Source organism: Paenibacillus dokdonensis (assembly GCF_004916975.1).
GTDB classification, from domain to species: Bacteria; Bacillota; Bacilli; order Paenibacillales; family Paenibacillaceae; genus Paenibacillus_AQ; species Paenibacillus_AQ dokdonensis.
Genome location: NZ_STGQ01000001.1, coordinates 1,070,742 through 1,087,792 on the forward strand (window position 1 = coordinate 1,070,742; position 17,051 = coordinate 1,087,792).

General features: G+C 48.4%; 11 protein-coding genes. All 11 read left to right on the forward strand.

What is annotated here, in order from left to right; translation table 11 throughout:
* Positions 1-25 precede the first annotated feature (25 nt).
* The 11 genes from E6W40_RS04925 (at position 26) to rhaB (ending at position 16,993) form a co-directional block, all read left to right on the forward strand.
* Positions 26-784 carry a TrmB family transcriptional regulator gene (locus E6W40_RS04925; protein ID WP_136604461.1) on the forward strand — a complete coding sequence of 253 codons (759 nt, stop codon included), beginning with the start codon at positions 26-28 and terminating at the stop codon, positions 782-784.
* Between the two features lie 162 nt (positions 785-946).
* A complete protein-coding gene (locus E6W40_RS04930; protein WP_136604462.1) occupies positions 947-2,128 on the forward strand; it encodes an MFS transporter in 1,182 nt (393 codons plus the stop codon).
* Positions 2,129-2,169: 41 nt separating this feature from the next.
* Positions 2,170-2,667 carry an alpha-glucosidase C-terminal domain-containing protein gene (locus E6W40_RS04935; protein WP_136604463.1) on the forward strand — a complete coding sequence of 166 codons (498 nt, stop codon included), beginning with the start codon at positions 2,170-2,172 and terminating at the stop codon, positions 2,665-2,667.
* A 227-nt stretch (positions 2,668-2,894) separates the two neighbouring features.
* Positions 2,895-4,610, forward strand: coding sequence for a hypothetical protein (locus E6W40_RS04940; protein WP_136604464.1), 1,716 nt, complete (start codon positions 2,895-2,897; stop codon positions 4,608-4,610).
* A gap of 45 nt (positions 4,611-4,655) precedes the next feature.
* On the forward strand, positions 4,656-7,049 hold the full coding sequence (locus E6W40_RS04945; protein WP_136604465.1) for a family 78 glycoside hydrolase catalytic domain: 2,394 nt from the start codon (positions 4,656-4,658) through the stop codon (positions 7,047-7,049).
* A gap of 241 nt (positions 7,050-7,290) precedes the next feature.
* Positions 7,291-8,412, forward strand: a complete 1,122-nt coding sequence (locus E6W40_RS04950) for a GntR family transcriptional regulator (RefSeq protein WP_136604466.1) — start codon at positions 7,291-7,293, stop codon at positions 8,410-8,412.
* A 315-nt stretch (positions 8,413-8,727) separates the two neighbouring features.
* Complete coding sequence (locus tag E6W40_RS04955) at positions 8,728-10,395, forward strand: ABC transporter substrate-binding protein (RefSeq protein ID WP_246072881.1); 1,668 nt, start codon at positions 8,728-8,730, stop codon at positions 10,393-10,395.
* 123 nt (positions 10,396-10,518) lie between these two features.
* On the forward strand, positions 10,519-12,417 hold the full coding sequence (locus E6W40_RS04960; RefSeq protein WP_246072882.1) for a DUF5711 family protein: 1,899 nt from the start codon (positions 10,519-10,521) through the stop codon (positions 12,415-12,417).
* A 12-nt stretch (positions 12,418-12,429) separates the two neighbouring features.
* Positions 12,430-13,320 carry a carbohydrate ABC transporter permease gene (locus E6W40_RS04965; protein ID WP_136604468.1) on the forward strand — a complete coding sequence of 297 codons (891 nt, stop codon included), beginning with the start codon at positions 12,430-12,432 and terminating at the stop codon, positions 13,318-13,320.
* A 30-nt stretch (positions 13,321-13,350) separates the two neighbouring features.
* On the forward strand, positions 13,351-15,465 hold the full coding sequence (locus tag E6W40_RS04970) for an alpha-L-rhamnosidase C-terminal domain-containing protein (RefSeq protein ID WP_136604469.1): 2,115 nt from the start codon (positions 13,351-13,353) through the stop codon (positions 15,463-15,465).
* Positions 15,466-15,526: 61 nt separating this feature from the next.
* Positions 15,527-16,993 carry a rhamnulokinase gene (gene rhaB / locus E6W40_RS04975; protein ID WP_136604470.1) on the forward strand — a complete coding sequence of 489 codons (1,467 nt, stop codon included), beginning with the start codon at positions 15,527-15,529 and terminating at the stop codon, positions 16,991-16,993.
* Positions 16,994-17,051 lie beyond the last annotated feature (58 nt).

Consider the following 17,051-nt stretch of genomic DNA (forward strand, 5'->3'; position numbering starts at 1 on the left):
TTCGATAGATCGGGGTTGGAAGACGTTGTTGCATAAATTCGGATTTTCCCAGTATGAAAGCAAAGTCTATGAAGCACTTGCTGCTACAATGCAGCCTATGGACGCCACGATGATTGTGAAGCATTCCGGCGTGCCAAAAGCGAAAATTTACGAAGTCATTTCCCGCATGGTGGAGAAGGGGATGGTGATGGAGTCGATTTCGGAAAAGAAAAAGCTGTATACGGCTTTGGCTCTGCCGCTGGTTATCGAAAAGCTGACTGCAGAGTTCCAGTCCGATATCAAGGAGCTGGAGCAGCAAAAGCTGCAGAAAGAGATTGTGGATGACCGGGTATGGAGCCTGAAAGCGGATACCTCCATTGATTCGCAGATCAAGCAGATGATCCTTGACGCCAATAGCACGATCAGGTACTCGTCCTGGAAGGATGATTTTCACAAATATCTGCCCATTCTTGAGAAGAAGGAACGGGAAGGGATTTCCGTAGAAGCGCTGGCAGTCGGAGAAATCCGGAGTGGATTGAATCATTTGGTAATCATGGAACCGAATGAGGAACATGTTTCTCTGGAACGTTTCAGGCTGCTTATTGTTGATGATGCCGAGGTGATATTTGCCGGAGTAGAAAATAACGCATGGCAGGCCATTAAAACGAGATCGCAGCCGTTTGTGCGAGTGTTTACGGATTATTTCTATCATGATGTGCTTCTCAGCAAAATCACAACCAAATATAACGATGTCTTAATGAAGGACAAGGAGATTATGGCGCAGCTCCTGCAGCTGCGGTATTAAAATTAGGACGGATTGCTTGCGGATAGAGAATGCTCTGTCCGTTTTTTTGTGCCTGAAATTTCTGCTTGATGATAGGTTGGTTATAAGTTACTATTACGGTAGTAACCAAATTGATAACCAATGAATGAGTGACATCACAGAGAAGGGAGCACAATGAAGCATATGAATTTTAAAATTTACATTTTGGCGATTGCCTGTTTTGTGACAGGCATGGTGGAACTGATTGTAGGCGGCATTCTCGATTTGATCTCAAGAGATCTTCATATTTCTTTAAGCACAGCGGGTCAGCTTATTACGCTGTATTCTATTATTTTCGCTCTGTCGGGTCCGCTGCTCCTTACGGCAACTGCCCGGATGGAACGGAAAAGACTGTACCAATATGCATTGCTGGTATTCATTATCGGTAATGTGCTATCTTCGTTAAGTCCTAATTTTATGATCATGGTCATCGCACGGATTTTATCGGCAGCAAGCAGCGCGCTTATTACGGTGATGTCGATTACCATGGCTTCGCGGATGGCGGAAGAACAATATAAGGCCAGAGCGATCGGAGTGATCTTTATGGGCGTAAGCGGATCGCTCGTGCTCGGCGTTCCATTCGGGATGATGCTGGGGAATGCTTTCGGCTGGCGTGCTCCGTTCATCATGATTACGGCATTGTCGGTCCTATCGTTAATCGCGATTCAGATTTTCATACCCAAGACACAGCCGGAGGCAGCGATTCCGCTTCGCCAGCAGCTGGCCTCTTTGAAAAACGGGAAAATCATATTTGGACAGCTCATTTCGGTTCTAATGCTCACGGGTCATTTAACATTATATGCTTATTTGACACCTTTCCTGCAGGATACTTTGCATCTGGGAGCTTCGGCACTTAGCTTGTTTTATTTGATCTTCGGCATTGCTGCGGTCATGGGCGGCGGCCTTGGCGGCTGGGTTACAGATAAATTCGGAGCAGAGAAGAGCATTCTGGCAATCGTGAGTGTATTTGCCGTTGTCATGTTCCTCATGCCGCTGTCAACGGTTTCTGTTTATGTCTGCCTGATCGTCATGATCGTATGGAGCGCCTTGAGTTGGTCCATCTCTCCGTCTTTGCAGAGCTATCTGATTAAATCGGCGCCGGAGTCGGCTAATATCCAGCAAAGCCTGAACAGTTCAGCATCGCATATCGGCATTGCGCTGGGTTCCGCGATCGGCGGTATTGTCATTGAAAACTCATCTGTTTATTACAACGGTTGGGTCGGAGTTATTTTCGTGGTGTTAGCGCTGGGTTCTGCGTTGATGTCGATCAAATGGAAGGCACGCAGTAAAAAATCCGATGGTGCGGCAGCTCATACTTTACAGTAAATACGGGGAGGGATTGCTGTTACGAAAGTAACGGTGCTGTTATGAATGGAGCCTATCTTTTTGAATCAGCCAAATGCATGGCGTTGACGCTTCAGTTGATGCAGGGCAGTCCAGTGCAAGATCCGGCGGATGAACCGGACATTGACAATAATGCTGTGGTGAATGAATATAAGTCGGAAGCGAAATACAAACAAAATTTGGTGGACCCGAAGAATGCAGAAGCAGCCATCAGTCGGGACTCGCTGCTTGATTTCTATGGGAAATTAACACTTCTCCGGAAAGATGCGCTCATTAATGGAATGCTGGCTCACGGGGAATTTAAGCTCGCCGCGGCTGAGCATGCACAAGTTTTCGCTTATGAGCGAAGCCTGGATGGGAAACGTTTTTTGATTGTGTCCAATTGGAGCAAGGAATCTCTTGATTTTGACTTGAACCCTGACTTCTTGGATGGAGACTTGCGGGTGTCTGTATATCCGGAGATCATATTATCGAATAAAATGATGCTGCGGCCTTATGAAGCTTTTGCGATTTTACGATGATAACAACAGAATGATCCAATAAAAAAAGACTGCCAGGCTATGATGAGCCCGGCAGTCTTTTTTTAGATAAAGAACGTTCAGAAGAACATTATTGTTTATCGTATATTTATTTCTAGAAAAAGTTTATAAAGTATATTATAATGATAATAAGAATACTTAATTGAATGGAAATAGTAATAACATATATTTTTTGCAAATTCGGTTTGAAGAGAGGGGAGGGCCAGCCGATGCAGCAGCATGATGAACTTCATGTTATTCCATACGGAGGCATGGACGGACTTGGCAGGGAATTGCCGCGCAGTAATGAAACAGGTGCTCCGCGACCTGGACGTTATGTCGGGCTGTTTTATTTTTTGTGGCTCGGCCAGCACGGAATGGAAGGCCCTTTTGACAATACAGAGATCCTGCAAAAGTGGCCGGAAGCAGTAGATGATCCGGATCATCCGGCATGGGGTCCGGAGGAAGCATTCCATTTCTGGGGAGAACCGCTATATGGCTACTATCTGAATGATGATGCCTGGGTACTTCGCAAGCACATGCAGCTGCTAACCAGCGCAGGGATTGATTTTTTGGTGTTCGACACCACGAATGCCGAGGTTTATAAGCAGGTTTCTGATGTGTTATTCAGCATAATGGATGAAATAAGCAAGCAGGGCTTTCAGGTACCGAAGTTTGCTTTTTATACGAATACGGATTCCGGAGAAACGATTAAGAAGCTGTACGAGGACATTTATAAGCCTGGACGGTATCAGCATCTGTGGTTCCAATGGAATGGCAAGCCGTTAGTGATAGGAAATCCCGATGAGTGCGATACTCCATTACAAGAGTTTTTTACGTTCCGGTTGAACCAGTGGCCTAATGAAGAAGCCAAAGTCAACGGGTTTCCATGGATTGAGTTCGAACGGCCGCAGAGAGTGTTTCGTAATGCCGCGGGCGAGAAGGAGGTTATCAGTGTATCCACTGCACAGCATCCCAGCGTTGCGATGAGTGATACGCCCTTTTACCGATACGGCGGCAATTGGGGCAGAGGGTATCATCAAGATGCGGATGATGAAGACAGCAGTGGGCTGGATGCTATCTACCGGGGCATGAATGTGGCAGAACAATGGGAATTCGCCCTCGCGGAAGATCCGCAGATTATTTTCGTTACAGGCTGGAATGAGTGGATTGCGATGCGGCTAAAGGGAACGCCGGAACGTCCGGTTCTTTTCGTGGACCAAGCGACCTTGAATTTCAGCCGCGATATCGAGCCGATGTCTGGCGGCTATTCCGATCTTTATTACATGCAGATGATCGGGTACATCCGGAGGTTTAAAGGAATGCCGGATCTTCAGGGATGCAGCCATGCGATGAATGTTTCGATATGGAATAAGCCTGGATTCAGTGCATGGGAACATGTTGTTCAGCCTTACAGGGATTTCGTAGGGGATACGCTGCCTCGCAGCCATCCGGGGTATGGGAGACTTCATTATTCCCATGACACAGGCCGGAATGATTTTATCCGGTTCAAAGCGGCGCATACCAGGCAGAGTCTCTGCTTTTACGCACAGACGAGGGATCCGATCACGCCATATAACGGCCGCCACTGGATGATGCTCTTGCTCCGCCTGGATGGTCAATCGAATACCGGATGGGAAGGTTATCACTACATTGTTAACCGCTGCGTAAAGGATGCTTCCACAACCCTGCTTGAACGAAGTAGGGGAGGGTGGGCATGGGAGCTGGTTGCCGAGATACGTTATGAGGTTCATGAACATGAAATCCAGTTTGAGCTTCCACGCGCCGTACTAGGTCTCAATCACCCGGCGCCAGATTTACGCTTTGAGTTCAAATGGGTAGATCACATGCAGCATGAAGGGGATATCACTGACTTTTACCAATATGGGGATACTGCGCCAGAGGGTAGATTGAATTTTGTGTATTACAGCCAAACAGGCGGCTGATGATCCATCTACATGGAATGAATGACAGACAGGGAGGATAGAGGCATGGGAACAGAGCATTGGAGTGCCAAATGGATATGGGCGCCGGACACGGCTTCCGCTAACAATGTTTATGTGGAGGCGAGAACAACCTTTAAAATCAATCAGCCGGTTGAATCCGCGATGCTGCGCGTAAGCGCCAACCAATCCTATAAGCTATATATCAACGGCATGGAGGTTGGCAGGGGGCCAGCACCTGCAGATTTGAAATGGATGTCCTATGACACTTATGATGCAGCCAACTATTTACGTGACGGCGTGAATGTAATTGCGCTGGTCGCTCATAACTTCGGCAAAGATCCGATTGTAACCCATCAGCTGCAGGGTCCAGGCGGTCTGATCTGCCAGCTTGACCTTAGCGAGGCAGATGGCTCTCAAGGAATCGTGATCCGGAGCATTGCAAGCGGTTCAGACTGGAAATGCAGACGTTCCCCGCGTTGGAAGGAAGGCGTTAGCCGGCTTCACTTATGGGGTGGATACCGGGAAATGATTGATATGGCGGAGGATGACGGCTGGGAAGAGCCGGAATATGATGATTCGGCTTGGCCGTTTGCTGTTACGGTCTCCGAGGCGGAGCATCCGGATTCGGTCTGGCCCCGGTTACTTCCGCGTGAAATACCGTTTTTGCAGGAGACCTGGGTAAGCCCGGTGGCAGTTGTGGCTGCGGAGTCTTACTTTGGAGGCATATTATCGCCAGAAGGTCTGTTAGCTGAGAAACGGAAGGATGGGATAAAGGCCGTCGAGGTGGATGCGTCGGTACCGGGCTCGTACCCGCAAATCACATATGATTTCGGAAAAGAAATGGTGGGATATCCGGAGCTTGAAGTATACGCTGAGCAGGGTGGTGTCCTGCAGCTGTATTACGGCGAGTCGCTCGAGCTGGCTCTGACGGATACATTTCTGCTGCGAAAAGGCCGCAACAAGCTTACTCCTCTAGGAAGAAGAGCGTTCCGATTCATGAAGGCAGCAGTGATGGCAACCCCGGTTCCACTGCATATTGAACGGCTTGAGATTCGGTTTGTACATTATCCGTACAGCGGGGGCGGTGAATTCCGCTGCAGTGATGAGCGGCTTAACCGTATTTGGGAGACGGGAAGGTATACCACCATCGTCAACAGTCAAAATCATTTCGAAGATTGCCCGCATAGAGAAGCAGCGTTATGGGTTGCCGATTCCGTCATTATGGCGAAGGTGGTCTACCAAACCTTCAGCGATACGGCATTGATCCGCAAATCGCTGATGCAGGCAGCACGGATACAGAACACTGACGGCTCCATTGCAGGTACAGGTCCGCAGCGGAACTCGTTTCTGCTGCCTGATTTTTGCGCACATTGGCTCTTTGGGGTCTGGGAGTACTACTTATATACGCAAGATAAAGCCTTTTTACATGAAGTATGGCCTTATGTGGATAAGCTTGTCTCTTGGTTCAAAGCTCAGGAGGACGAATCCGGCCTGTTTGCGAATGCGAATCGGGACAGCTGGTGGTGTTTTATCGATTGGACAGATGATATTGAACGAAAGGACAGGGTGACAGCCGTATCCTGCTTCTATTATAAGTTCCTGACTACGGCGGCTCTGATGGCTGCGGAGCTGAATGAAGCTGAAACTGCGGCAGTTTTCGCGGAGCAAGCGGCAGCCCTGCGTCAATCCATCCGTCATCAGCTGCGTGTGCCGGGAACATTCGTTTTCGCGGATTGCATGACGGATGAGGGACTATCGACCAGCATAACTGCACAGACGAATTTCGCAGCCGCTTGGTCGGGAGTGATGGAAGACGGGGAGGCGGAGGCTTTTATCAGGGATTATTACCTTCAGGAACAGCTACCGCCGATCCGCGGCGCATTTTTTCAATTTATCGTACTTGAAACCTTGTTCAGCTATGGATTTGCGGAGCAAGCCATCACTAAGATACGAAGTTACTGGGGAGAGATGCTGGACCGGGGAGCGACGACCTGGTGGGAAACATTCGATCCGTCGCTTCCGTTTGTCACGACGCCTAGTCCGTACCTTGGTCACACGCCAACTTATTTGCAGGATTCCATTCCGGTAAGTCTCTCCCATGGATGGGGAGCATCGCCTACCTATCTGTTGAGCAGAGAACTGGTTGGCATTGATATGTCTGAGGTCGGCATAAGAGCCATCGCACTACATCCGACTATCGTTGATGGTATCGACTGGGCGGAAGCTACAGTGCCGAGTGTATATGGAGAAATTCATGCCCGATGGGAGAGAGCAGCGGATGGACGAATCCATTTCAAGGCTGTACTTCCTGCCGAAGTTACCTGGAGCACGCCGGACCTGGATCATATGGATGTGGTTCAAACGGAAGGCAAGATATGTATTTCAGGAGAAATACCGGTTCGCATCAACGGGAAAACAGATAAGATCGCCATCCGTTAAGGAAAGTACCTCTCATTGACCCCGTAGTCGTCACGACGGATACTTTAAGGCAGCTTAAGCCCCCATAGGGCATATGCTGCCTTTTTATTTTCAGAGAGAATACACCAACGAATAAACCTTGAAAGGTAATTACAGCGCCATTCTATTCTTTAGCCGAAGATTTCATGAAAAAACGGTTTAAACTTGCGGAAAACGGCACCTTAAAGTATACTTAACTCATTCTATAGGGAGTGATATTAGTATGGTAATGGAAAAATCGGATAAGACGCCGATGTATCAATATATTATGAATGATATTAAACGCAAGATTGAAAACGGGGAATTGAAGCCGCATGATCCTCTTCCGACACAAATTGATATGGCTAAAGAGTATAACACCAGCGAGATTACATCTCGTCGTGCTCTTTCCGATCTGGTACAAGAGGGCTATATATACCGGATAAGGGGAAAGGGAAGTTTCGTGAATGAGAATGTCGCGGCACCGGCTTCACAGGTGATCCGGACCATTTATTTTGCTCATAAAAATCAGGAGGTAAGCACCTTCAACCATCCGTTTTTCACGGATATGTTCAAGGGGATCCAGGAGGTATGCGAGGAGAACGGGATTGAATTCTACCTCTGGAATTTCGGGGAAAATTATGAGCTGCCGGATGACCCGCAGGCGGGAATTATTTTGCTGACAACCAATCATTCATTTGATATTTCGCATCTCACAGCGTGGCAGGAAGAGAAGCGGCGTATCGTGACCGTTCATTTCTATTATCCGCATCTGGGCATTCCGTATGTCATTGTTGACAATTTGACTGGCGGATATCTGGCTACACAGCATTTGATATCGCTGGGACATCGTAATATCGGGGTGATCCTTACAGGGAACTCGATCCTGGAATTGAATCAGGAATTCTCATTACGCCTGCAGGGTTACCGCCTGGCATTGGCTCAGCACCAGATTCCGTTCAATCAGGATCTGATTGCTGTGATTCAAGGCGAAGATGAGCGGGGAGACATGGGCTATCGTGGGTTCATGTCGCTGATGGCCTTGAAGGAGCCTCCTACAGCCGTATTTGCAACAAGTGACTTCAAGGCGATTGGAGCAATGAATGCTGCGAGGGATATGGGCATCCGGATCCCGGAAGATGTCAGCATTATGGGCTATGATGATGTGGAGATTAGTGAATTTACGTACCCTAGGCTTTCGACGGTAAACCAAAATACGCGGAAGCTGGGACAACGTGCGGCCGAGATTCTTTTATTCGAGCTTAAGGATCAAGAAAATGGTTCAGTCAGGGATGAAATCGTTCCGACCGTGATTCTGAGAGACACGACTGCGGCGCCCGCATCGCCGAAACCTTTCAAAAAGTAAATTGCATATTGGAATAAATGGAGCTCCCTGCGTTGCGGGGAGTTTTTTGATAAATTACAGGCTTTGAGGGAGCCTCCGTCGCCAAGTTTATACAATAAGTATACTCTAATGGCATGTTTACATATCAGGAATGGCTTAATTCAGGTCTAATATGGAAAAAAATGATTGCGTTGGGCTAAAGTATACCGTATACTTAATTATGAAAAGTATACAAAGAAAATATATTTTTACTTTAATTATGACAGGGTTCATCTTAGCGAAGACATGAATGCGCTTTATTCTCATTCTTTTATTTTATTCCAGAGGGGGATTCAGGTGAACAAAAGAAAAGGTATGACTGTTTTTGTCGGTGTCGTGATACTGGTGTCCATGCTCACTGCTTGCGGCAAGAGTGGGATTACGGATACCGCTTCGGTGGTAGACCCGGGGGCGAAGCCCGCTGAAACAAAAAATGAAGAGAAAACGGATGAACCGGCGGCTTCCAAGCTGAGCGGGAAAATTATCATTTCTCTTCCGAATGCATCGTCTACGGTGTGGAATGCGGTTGCGGATGCTTATATGAAGAAAAATCCTGATGTCACCGTCAAGGTCGACCACAAACCGGCTGACGGTTATACCGAATGGCTCACGGCACAATTTGCGGCAGGTCAACCGGATGTGGACCTTGTAGCGAACAACTCCGTAGCTGCGCTTCAAGCAAGCGGCAAGTTTATGGATTATCTTCCTTATTTCGATAAGAACAATCCATACACCAATAAAGCCTGGAAGGATTCGCTGGATCTTAAGGCCATGGGCACCAATATTGAAGCCATGGGCGCTGAGGATCATATTTGGACGTTGAATTTTGAGTCGGTTCAAATTGTATGGGCTTACAATAAGGAGATTTTCCAAAAAGTAGGCATTTCTGAAGTTCCCAAAACCTTTAATGAAATGATGGATGATTTTAAAAAGCTGAAGGAAGCAGGATATATGCCGCTTGCGCTCGGTGGAGATTCCCAGTCCATGTGGAGCGGTCAGGCCGGATGGCTGGTGCGGGTATACGCGGATCAATACCTGCGTGATTATGTGAATATCGTTCGTTCGCAGGATCAGGATTTCACATACCTGCCGGAGGTGGATGACAAATGGAAATATGATCTGTCAGATCCGTATAACGATGCCAACAGCAATGTAACCAAGGATCCGCTTCGCCAATGGAAGGCAGTCAAGGAAAAGGAAGGACCGTATAAAATTGAGGGCAACCCGCAATGGAAAGCATATGCGGATAATCTGAAGCAGCTGTTCCAATACACTCCTGAAGGATTTTTCGGCGTGAAGGAAGAACAGGCTTATAAATTATTCCTCACAGGAAAAGCAGCGACAATGCTCGGCACCCCGGCGTCATATTGGCAGCTGCCCAAAGATTTCGCTGATGGAACGAAGTCTGGTACCCAAGGCGGGGTTAAACCGTTTGAATACGGATTTTTCAATATGCCAACGATGGAAGGCGCCGAAGTCATGGCTCCTGCCCGTACTATTCAGATTCCAATCGGTTTCTACGGATTCGTATCCAAAGATGCAGAACAAAATGCGCTTGATGCAGACTTCATGATGTATTTGACAAGTCCGGAAGGATACAGGGTTTATGCTGAAGCCATCCAAAACAGCAAGGATGCTTCCTTGTCCGGCTCTCCGGCCCTGAAGGATATTACTCTTCCGGAAGAGATGACGAAAGCTTTTGCTGATTTCAAGCCAATCGGTAACACAGAGGGAATCGATATGCCGGGGAACATACTGGCCCGCGGTTTGTGGGATTATCAACCTTCCGTACAGGAGTGGGTAGGATCCGTACAAAAATTCTTTGCAGGCAAAATTACGACAGATGAGTATTTAAAACAGCTTCAAGCGAATATAGACAAAAACTTCGAGGCCGCACTTAAAGAGAAGAAATTCGAATTGAGTGATCTGGAACATCCGGACCGGCGTCCACCTGAGCGCAAATAAACAGAAGGCATTCCAGTTGGCGCAAGCGGATGTTTGCGCTGACTGGAATTCATTGCTTTATGACTTGGAAGCTTACGTAGGCAGGAAAGGATAGTGAGGCCGGATATGAGAAGAACCTTTAGAATGTTTTTAATGCTGACGATGATTCTTGGACTCCTTCCGCAGGCTGCATTGGCAAAAGACAAGTGGTCTATAGACGGTGCTGGTGATATCACCTCCATATCCATAGCACAAGATGGCAGCAGGCTCGCCATTGGTAGTCATGGAGCCAAGGCTAATGTGTACAGCAGCGATGGCGAACCCATCTTCGGTTTTGACGCCAAAAATGTTGTCACCGGGGTCCAGCTTATGAAAAATGGAGACTTGATTGTGTCATCGGATGATCGTCATCTCTACGCTTTTGATGCGAAAGGCACCAAGCTCTGGGACAAAAATATGAAATTGCAGATCAAGGGCATATCTGCTTCCCTGGACGGCTTAGTTACGGCTGTTTTTACCCAGCGCAGCGAAAATGTGGTTTTTATAGACCCGGCCACCGGAGATCCCAAGAACGAGGCGAATACTGGAGCAATCATTAAAACGATTAAGGTATCGCCAAATGGAAAATGGGTAGCTGCAGCATCATCAGATCATTACATTCATCTCATGAATGAGCAAGGCGAGGTTCTTCGGAAGTTCGGGGCCAGCGGCCAAATCATGTCGATTGCCGTATCCGATCAAGGAGAGACAGCGGTTGGCACGGAATCAAAAAGGGTCGAATGGTTTGATCAGGATGGCAAGAGACAGCATTCCATCTCAACAAGGGATTCGGCTACGCATGTATCTTACACGGCAGATGGAAAATATTTGGCGGTATCGGATTTATCCGGTTATTTCTATTTGCTGGACAATAAAGGAAAACAATTGTGGGAAACCAAAATCAATGGTCAAGGCAGAAACGTGGAGCTCGATACAGACGGCAGGATCCTGTATGCAGGTACAGGGGATGGACAGGTTCTGAAGTATGACGTAGGTGCAATCGTCAGTAAGGCCCAAAAACAGGGCAAAGTGAGGATGGGACTTTGGGCTGCAGCCAGTTTGGTTGTTATTGCCGCGATATGGCTCGGTCTGCGAATGATGAAGAAACGGAACCGGCTTGGAGTGTTCCTGGACATCTGGAAATCCAAATGGGTGTATCTCGGACTTGCTCCAACATTCATTTTGCTGCTTACCTTTTTGTATTTCCCCGCATTCTCGGGACTTTTTCATTCCTTATATAAATGGCAGCCTGGCACAAGAACGACGTTTATCGGTCTCGATAATTTCCGGCGTATGTTCCATGACCCATATGTCGTCCATGGAATCGGCAATTTGCTGATTCTGATTATTACCGGACTTGTGAAGACGATTATTCCTCCGCTCATTGTCGCGGAATTAATATATCACTTACGCAGCAAAAGGATGCAGTATGGATTCCGTACGGCATTTACGGCATCGATGGTTATTCCGGGAGTGGCGATGCTGCTGGTATGGCAGAACCTGTATGATCCCAACCTGGGCTTGTTTAATAATTTTCTGGAACTGATCGGTCTTGGATCATGGGCCCATGGCTGGCTTGGTGATCCGAAAACAGCGCTTTGGGCGCTCATTTTCATGGGCTTTCCGTTTGTCGGTATTTTACAGCTGCTGGTCTTCTATGCGGGACTTTTATCCATTCCGGTTGAGCTGGTCGAATCAGCCAAAATAGACGGTGCCGGTCTGCCGCGGATTATCCGCTCCATTCATTTGCCGCTTCTGGCCGGACAATTCAAGTTTCTGATTATTTTGGCACTGATCGGCATCGTACAGGACTTTAATGGAATTCTGATTGTCACCGGCGGTGGACCGATGGATTCAACATATGTACCTGCCTTGCAGATGTATTACGCAGCGACCAAATTCAACGATCTGGGTTATGCGTCAGCGCTTGGTGTTTCCATGTTTGTGGTCATCATGATCATCACAATCATCAACTTGAAATTTATCCGGACGGAAAATGATTGAGGAGGGGAAAACATGTATTCGAGCCCGGCAACTGATACTTTAGATGCAAGAAGCGAACCCAAACAAGGCAATAAATGGGGTCTAAAAGCGACGATTTCCCAAATCATCATTATCGTTCTGCTCGGATTGCTGGTATTCCTGACGCTGGTTCCCATTCTGTTTATGCTTTTCAGCTCTTTAAAAAGCAATTCGCAAATTATGGGCAACTTCTGGGGGATGCCTGCACCGATAAAATGGAGCAATTACAGTGAAGCCTTTTTAACCGTATGGCGTTTTATGCTGAATTCCGTAGGATATGCCGTCGCAGCCAGTATCCTCGTTATGATGCTCTCTGCTATTTCAGGATATATCTTTGCGAAAAAGACTTTTCCGGGAAAAGAGCTGCTGTTTCTGCTCATGCTTGGCATGATGATGGTTCCCGGAGTGCTTACCCTTATTCCCTCTTACGTTCTGTACGATAGTATGGGACTGACGAACACGCCATGGGTCATTATCATAGCAGGTGCCGCCGGAGGACAAATTTTCGGAACATTTCTCTGCCGCAGTTATATGGCCGGTCTTCCCAGTGAGTTATTTGAAGCGGCGCGGATGGACGGGTCAACCGAAGTTGGCGTTTTTTTCAAGATTGTTATCCCGTTGTCGCTGCCGATTCTGGCCACTCTGTTCATCATGCAATCAGTGGGTGTATATAATGACTACATTTGGCCGCTTCTTACGATTCAGGACCGGGACCTGCAGGTGATAGCGGTAGGACTGACTTCCCTTACCAAACAGTTCGGCGTAGTGGATATGGGCATGCAGTTTTCTGCATACGCCATCTCCTCCGTACCCCTGCTTCTCATCTTCTCCTTTGGTATGAAATATTACATTCAGGGAATGACACAGGGCGCGCTCAAGATGTAAAGAGACGAATGAGGAGGAGGCAGTCATCATATGAATGATATTTTAACGAGAATTCCGAAGTGGATTTGGCATCAAGACCGTGAAAACATGCAGCAGTTTGAGCTTGTTAAGAGCTTCGTACTGGAAAAAGCGGTGGAGAATGCTGAATTTAATATGGCTCTGACGGGTGCGGTCGAAATCGAGCTGGACGGAAGGGTCATTGACGTGCTCGGGGAAAGTGCGGCGAATATATGTGCTTTTCAACGAATTGCAGCCTTTCCGGCTCGTCTTGACGCGGGGGAGCATACTCTTCGTCTTCGCATTCATTGCAAATCGGTCATGCCGGTCGTGCCGATCAATATTCATCTGAAAGGGCGGCTTGCCGGCTGTATTGCTTACTTGTCTGCAGAACCGTTTTGGCTCAGTACGGATGATTCTTGGTTTACCGGTGACGGACAGACGGCATCGTCCGTTTGCCTGCTCGGTGAGGAACCGTACGGGGATCTGGAAGGTGGGCCGGAATGGTTTGTTGCCGGGGGATTCGGAGATATACAAACTTCCCTTTTGCATGAGACATCCCTGTTGTCGGCACATCGTACAGAAGTAACTCTTCAGGATGGCAGGGTTCATATGAAAGGCAATGCTCGCGGAACGGTTCCCATTCCGGTACCGGAGCGGGCAGCCAAGTATATTTTCTACCATGTGCGCAAACAGACTGAATGGCGGGAAGCCAATCTTTTGCTGCAGCAGACGGAACTGTCCAATATGCCTTTTGTCGTGCTGGATTTGGGCAAGGAATACAATATGCGTTTTCGTCTTGAAAACCGGACTGGCAGCGGACTTGAGATGGTGTGGAATGGGGCAGAGTCCCTATATGAGCTGGAGAACTATGAGGGGCTGATGACGGAAACCTTTGCTCTGGCAGCAGGTGAAACGAAATTCACGCTGCCGCAGGGTGTCCGCTATGTACGCATGTATGTGCTGGCAGAGGAAGGCTCGCCTTTTGAGCTTATATGGCAGGCTGAAGAGGTATCCGTGCCGATGAAGCAAACCGGATATTTCCAAACCGATTCCGCGCGGCTCAAGCAAGTTTTTGATATTTCCCTGCATACCAACCAGGTCTGCCATCAGATCGGATTATGGGACGGGATTAAGCGCGACAGGCTGAACTGGACTTATGACTTTTATCTTGCTGGCAAGGCGGATTATGTATTATATGGGGATTTGTCTGTGCTCCGCCGATCGATGGAGGAACTGGGACGCGGAACACCCAAGGGCTATTGGATGAATGATCTTGCCTCTTATACGCTTTGGTGGCTGAATAATGTGTGGGAGTATTACCTGCACACCGGAGACCAGGCATTCGTATTATCCTTGAATGATGAAATCTTAAGGCATACCCGCCAAGTAGAGAGTCTCATTGATCCCGTGTCTCATGCGCTGTCAAACATCCAGTCCAACCTGATTGAATGGGTTCCAATGGAGCAAGGCGAGAGCGAACTCTGCATGCAGGCCTTGTTCCGGATGACGGGAAACAACCTGCGCAGGCTCAAAAGCTATATTCCGGAGCTATCATTGCCGGGTATATCCAAGTGGGGGCATCCGCAAATGGATGCGGCGGCCTTCCTGTCCGGAAAGCAGCTGATTACGAAGCTGCTGGGAATTATGGGTGGATATGTCGGAGAGCAGGAGGCTACGTCGTTTCTGGAGAATTACCAGCCTGAGGATCCTATCACGCCGTTGTCAGCCTATTGGCTTGCAGAGTGCTGTTCCCAGCTTGGCCTAACAGAAAAGGCATGGGCAGCCATATCGGCCGTATGGGGGAAAATGCTGGATGAAGATGCGACGGCCTGCTGGGAGAGTGTAACGCTTCAGCATGAAGGCGATTTTCATGATGCGCTGACAACGTATACGAATTATGACTCTTACCGGATCAGCCTTTGCCACAGCTGGGCCGGCACGCCGATCCACTGGATGATGTCGCGTGTGGTTGGCGTTCAGCCGGTCGAGCCCGGTTATCGCAGGATAAACTTTCGTCCTCAGCATTTGAACGGTATCGGTACTTGCAAGGCATCCTTACCAACGCCGTTTGGCCAGATTGAAGCAGGCTGGGAGCATAGCCGGGATTTTATCCGGCTGCCCGAGGGCATAACGCTGGCAGAGTGAGGCGCTCTAAACCATGTGAGGAATTGCAGCAGGACAATAATTCATGACAGGAGTCATCGACATGAACAATTATCTGGCCGTTGACATCGGCGCCTCCAGCGGGAGGGTAATCTGGGGGACCCTTCAGAAAGGCGTCCTTAGGCTGCAGGAGATTCATCGCTTCAACAATGGATTTATTGAAAAGGAAGGACATTTTTACTGGGATATTGAAAATCTTTTAAGACAAATCATTCAGGGATTGCAGCAGGCGAAAAGACACGGTGTCGAAGAATGCACACTCGGCATCGACACCTGGGCTGTGGACTATGTACTGGTCGACAGCAGCGGAGAGCGGATTGGAGAAGTGTACTCTTACCGGGACCCTCGAACGGATCGCGCTGCAAATCTTCTCCACCGGAAGATCTCCTTCCAGGAGCTGTATGCGAAGACAGGTATTCAGCAATTATCCTTTAATACGCTTTATCAGCTGTCGGTGCATGAGCAAGAGGAATTGAGGAAAGCTGAACAAATTATGCTTGTGCCCGATTATTTGCATTACCGGCTGACCGGTATCTCCAAGAGTGAGGTTACTAACGCTTCGACAACACAGATGCTGAATTTGCATACGCAAGACTATGACGTTGATCTGCTTGCACTGCTCGGACTTCAAAGAAATCAGTTCCCGGCGCTGGTTCAGCCCGGATTCCGCCTCGGGCCGATCCGGGAGGAGCTGGTTCAGGACTATCATCTTCCTCGATGTGAGCTAATATGTGCTGCCACCCATGATACAGCTTCGGCTGTGCTGGGAGTTCCGGCAAGGGGAGAATCCTGGGGATACCTGAGCAGCGGAACCTGGTCGCTTATCGGCGTGGAGCGGAAGCAGCCGCTCACCAGCCATTTGGCGATGGAGAGTAATTATACCAATGAATGGGGCGCTTTCGGTACATACCGGTTTCTGAAAAATGTGATGGGCATGTGGTTGATACAGCAGGTTCGCAAGGAAGTTGATAACGCTTACTCGTTTGCTGAACTTGCGGAATTGGCAACCGCTGCAGAACCTTTCCGCTCGCTTATTCCTTGCAATGACGACCGGTTTTTGAATCCGCCGAATATGACGGAGGCAATCCGAAGCTTCTGCGCCCAAACGGGGCAGCCGGTGCCGAATACGCCGGGAGAAATTGCCCGCTGCATTTTCGACAGCTTGGCTCTTTCCTATGACGCCTATGTTCATGAAATCGAAAAGATGACGGGAGAGAACCTTGAAGAGCTGCATATTGTCGGCGGCGGATCGAATAATGAGTTTTTATGCCAGCTAAGTGCCGATCTGCTTGGCATGGATATAGAAGCGGGGCCAACGGAATCAACCGTTCTCGGCAACCTCGCGATTCAGATGATCGCGGAAGGAGCGATCCGGGATATTCAGGAGGCGCGGGCTATCATCCGGCATTCTTTTGCCATTCGAACCTACAAGCCTCGGCCAATGGATCCGGAAGTGCTGTCAGAGCTGCGTGCAAAATTTCATTCGCTCCATTTCAATAGAATAAGCTGAAGAATTCAGTAGAGCGGAATTGAGTTCCATAAATCATATTGGAGGAGGAAGGTGTAAC

Bases quoted from the DNA above. Each gene is read 5' to 3' on its own strand.
- E6W40_RS04965 (WP_136604468.1), top strand. From the start codon at position 12,430: ATGTATTCGAGCCCGGCAACTGATACTTTAGATGCAAGAAGCGAACCC.
- E6W40_RS04945 (WP_136604465.1), top strand. From the start codon at position 4,656: ATGGGAACAGAGCATTGGAGTGCCAAATGGATATGGGCGCCGGACACG.
- E6W40_RS04960 (WP_246072882.1), top strand. From the start codon at position 10,519: ATGTTTTTAATGCTGACGATGATTCTTGGACTCCTTCCGCAGGCTGCA.
- E6W40_RS04940 (WP_136604464.1), top strand. From the start codon at position 2,895: ATGCAGCAGCATGATGAACTTCATGTTATTCCATACGGAGGCATGGAC.
- E6W40_RS04970 (WP_136604469.1), top strand. From the start codon at position 13,351: ATGAATGATATTTTAACGAGAATTCCGAAGTGGATTTGGCATCAAGAC.
- E6W40_RS04935 (WP_136604463.1), top strand. From the start codon at position 2,170: ATGAATGGAGCCTATCTTTTTGAATCAGCCAAATGCATGGCGTTGACG.
- E6W40_RS04930 (WP_136604462.1), top strand. From the start codon at position 947: ATGAATTTTAAAATTTACATTTTGGCGATTGCCTGTTTTGTGACAGGC.
- E6W40_RS04950 (WP_136604466.1), top strand. From the start codon at position 7,291: ATGGTAATGGAAAAATCGGATAAGACGCCGATGTATCAATATATTATG.
- rhaB (WP_136604470.1), top strand. From the start codon at position 15,527: ATGAACAATTATCTGGCCGTTGACATCGGCGCCTCCAGCGGGAGGGTA.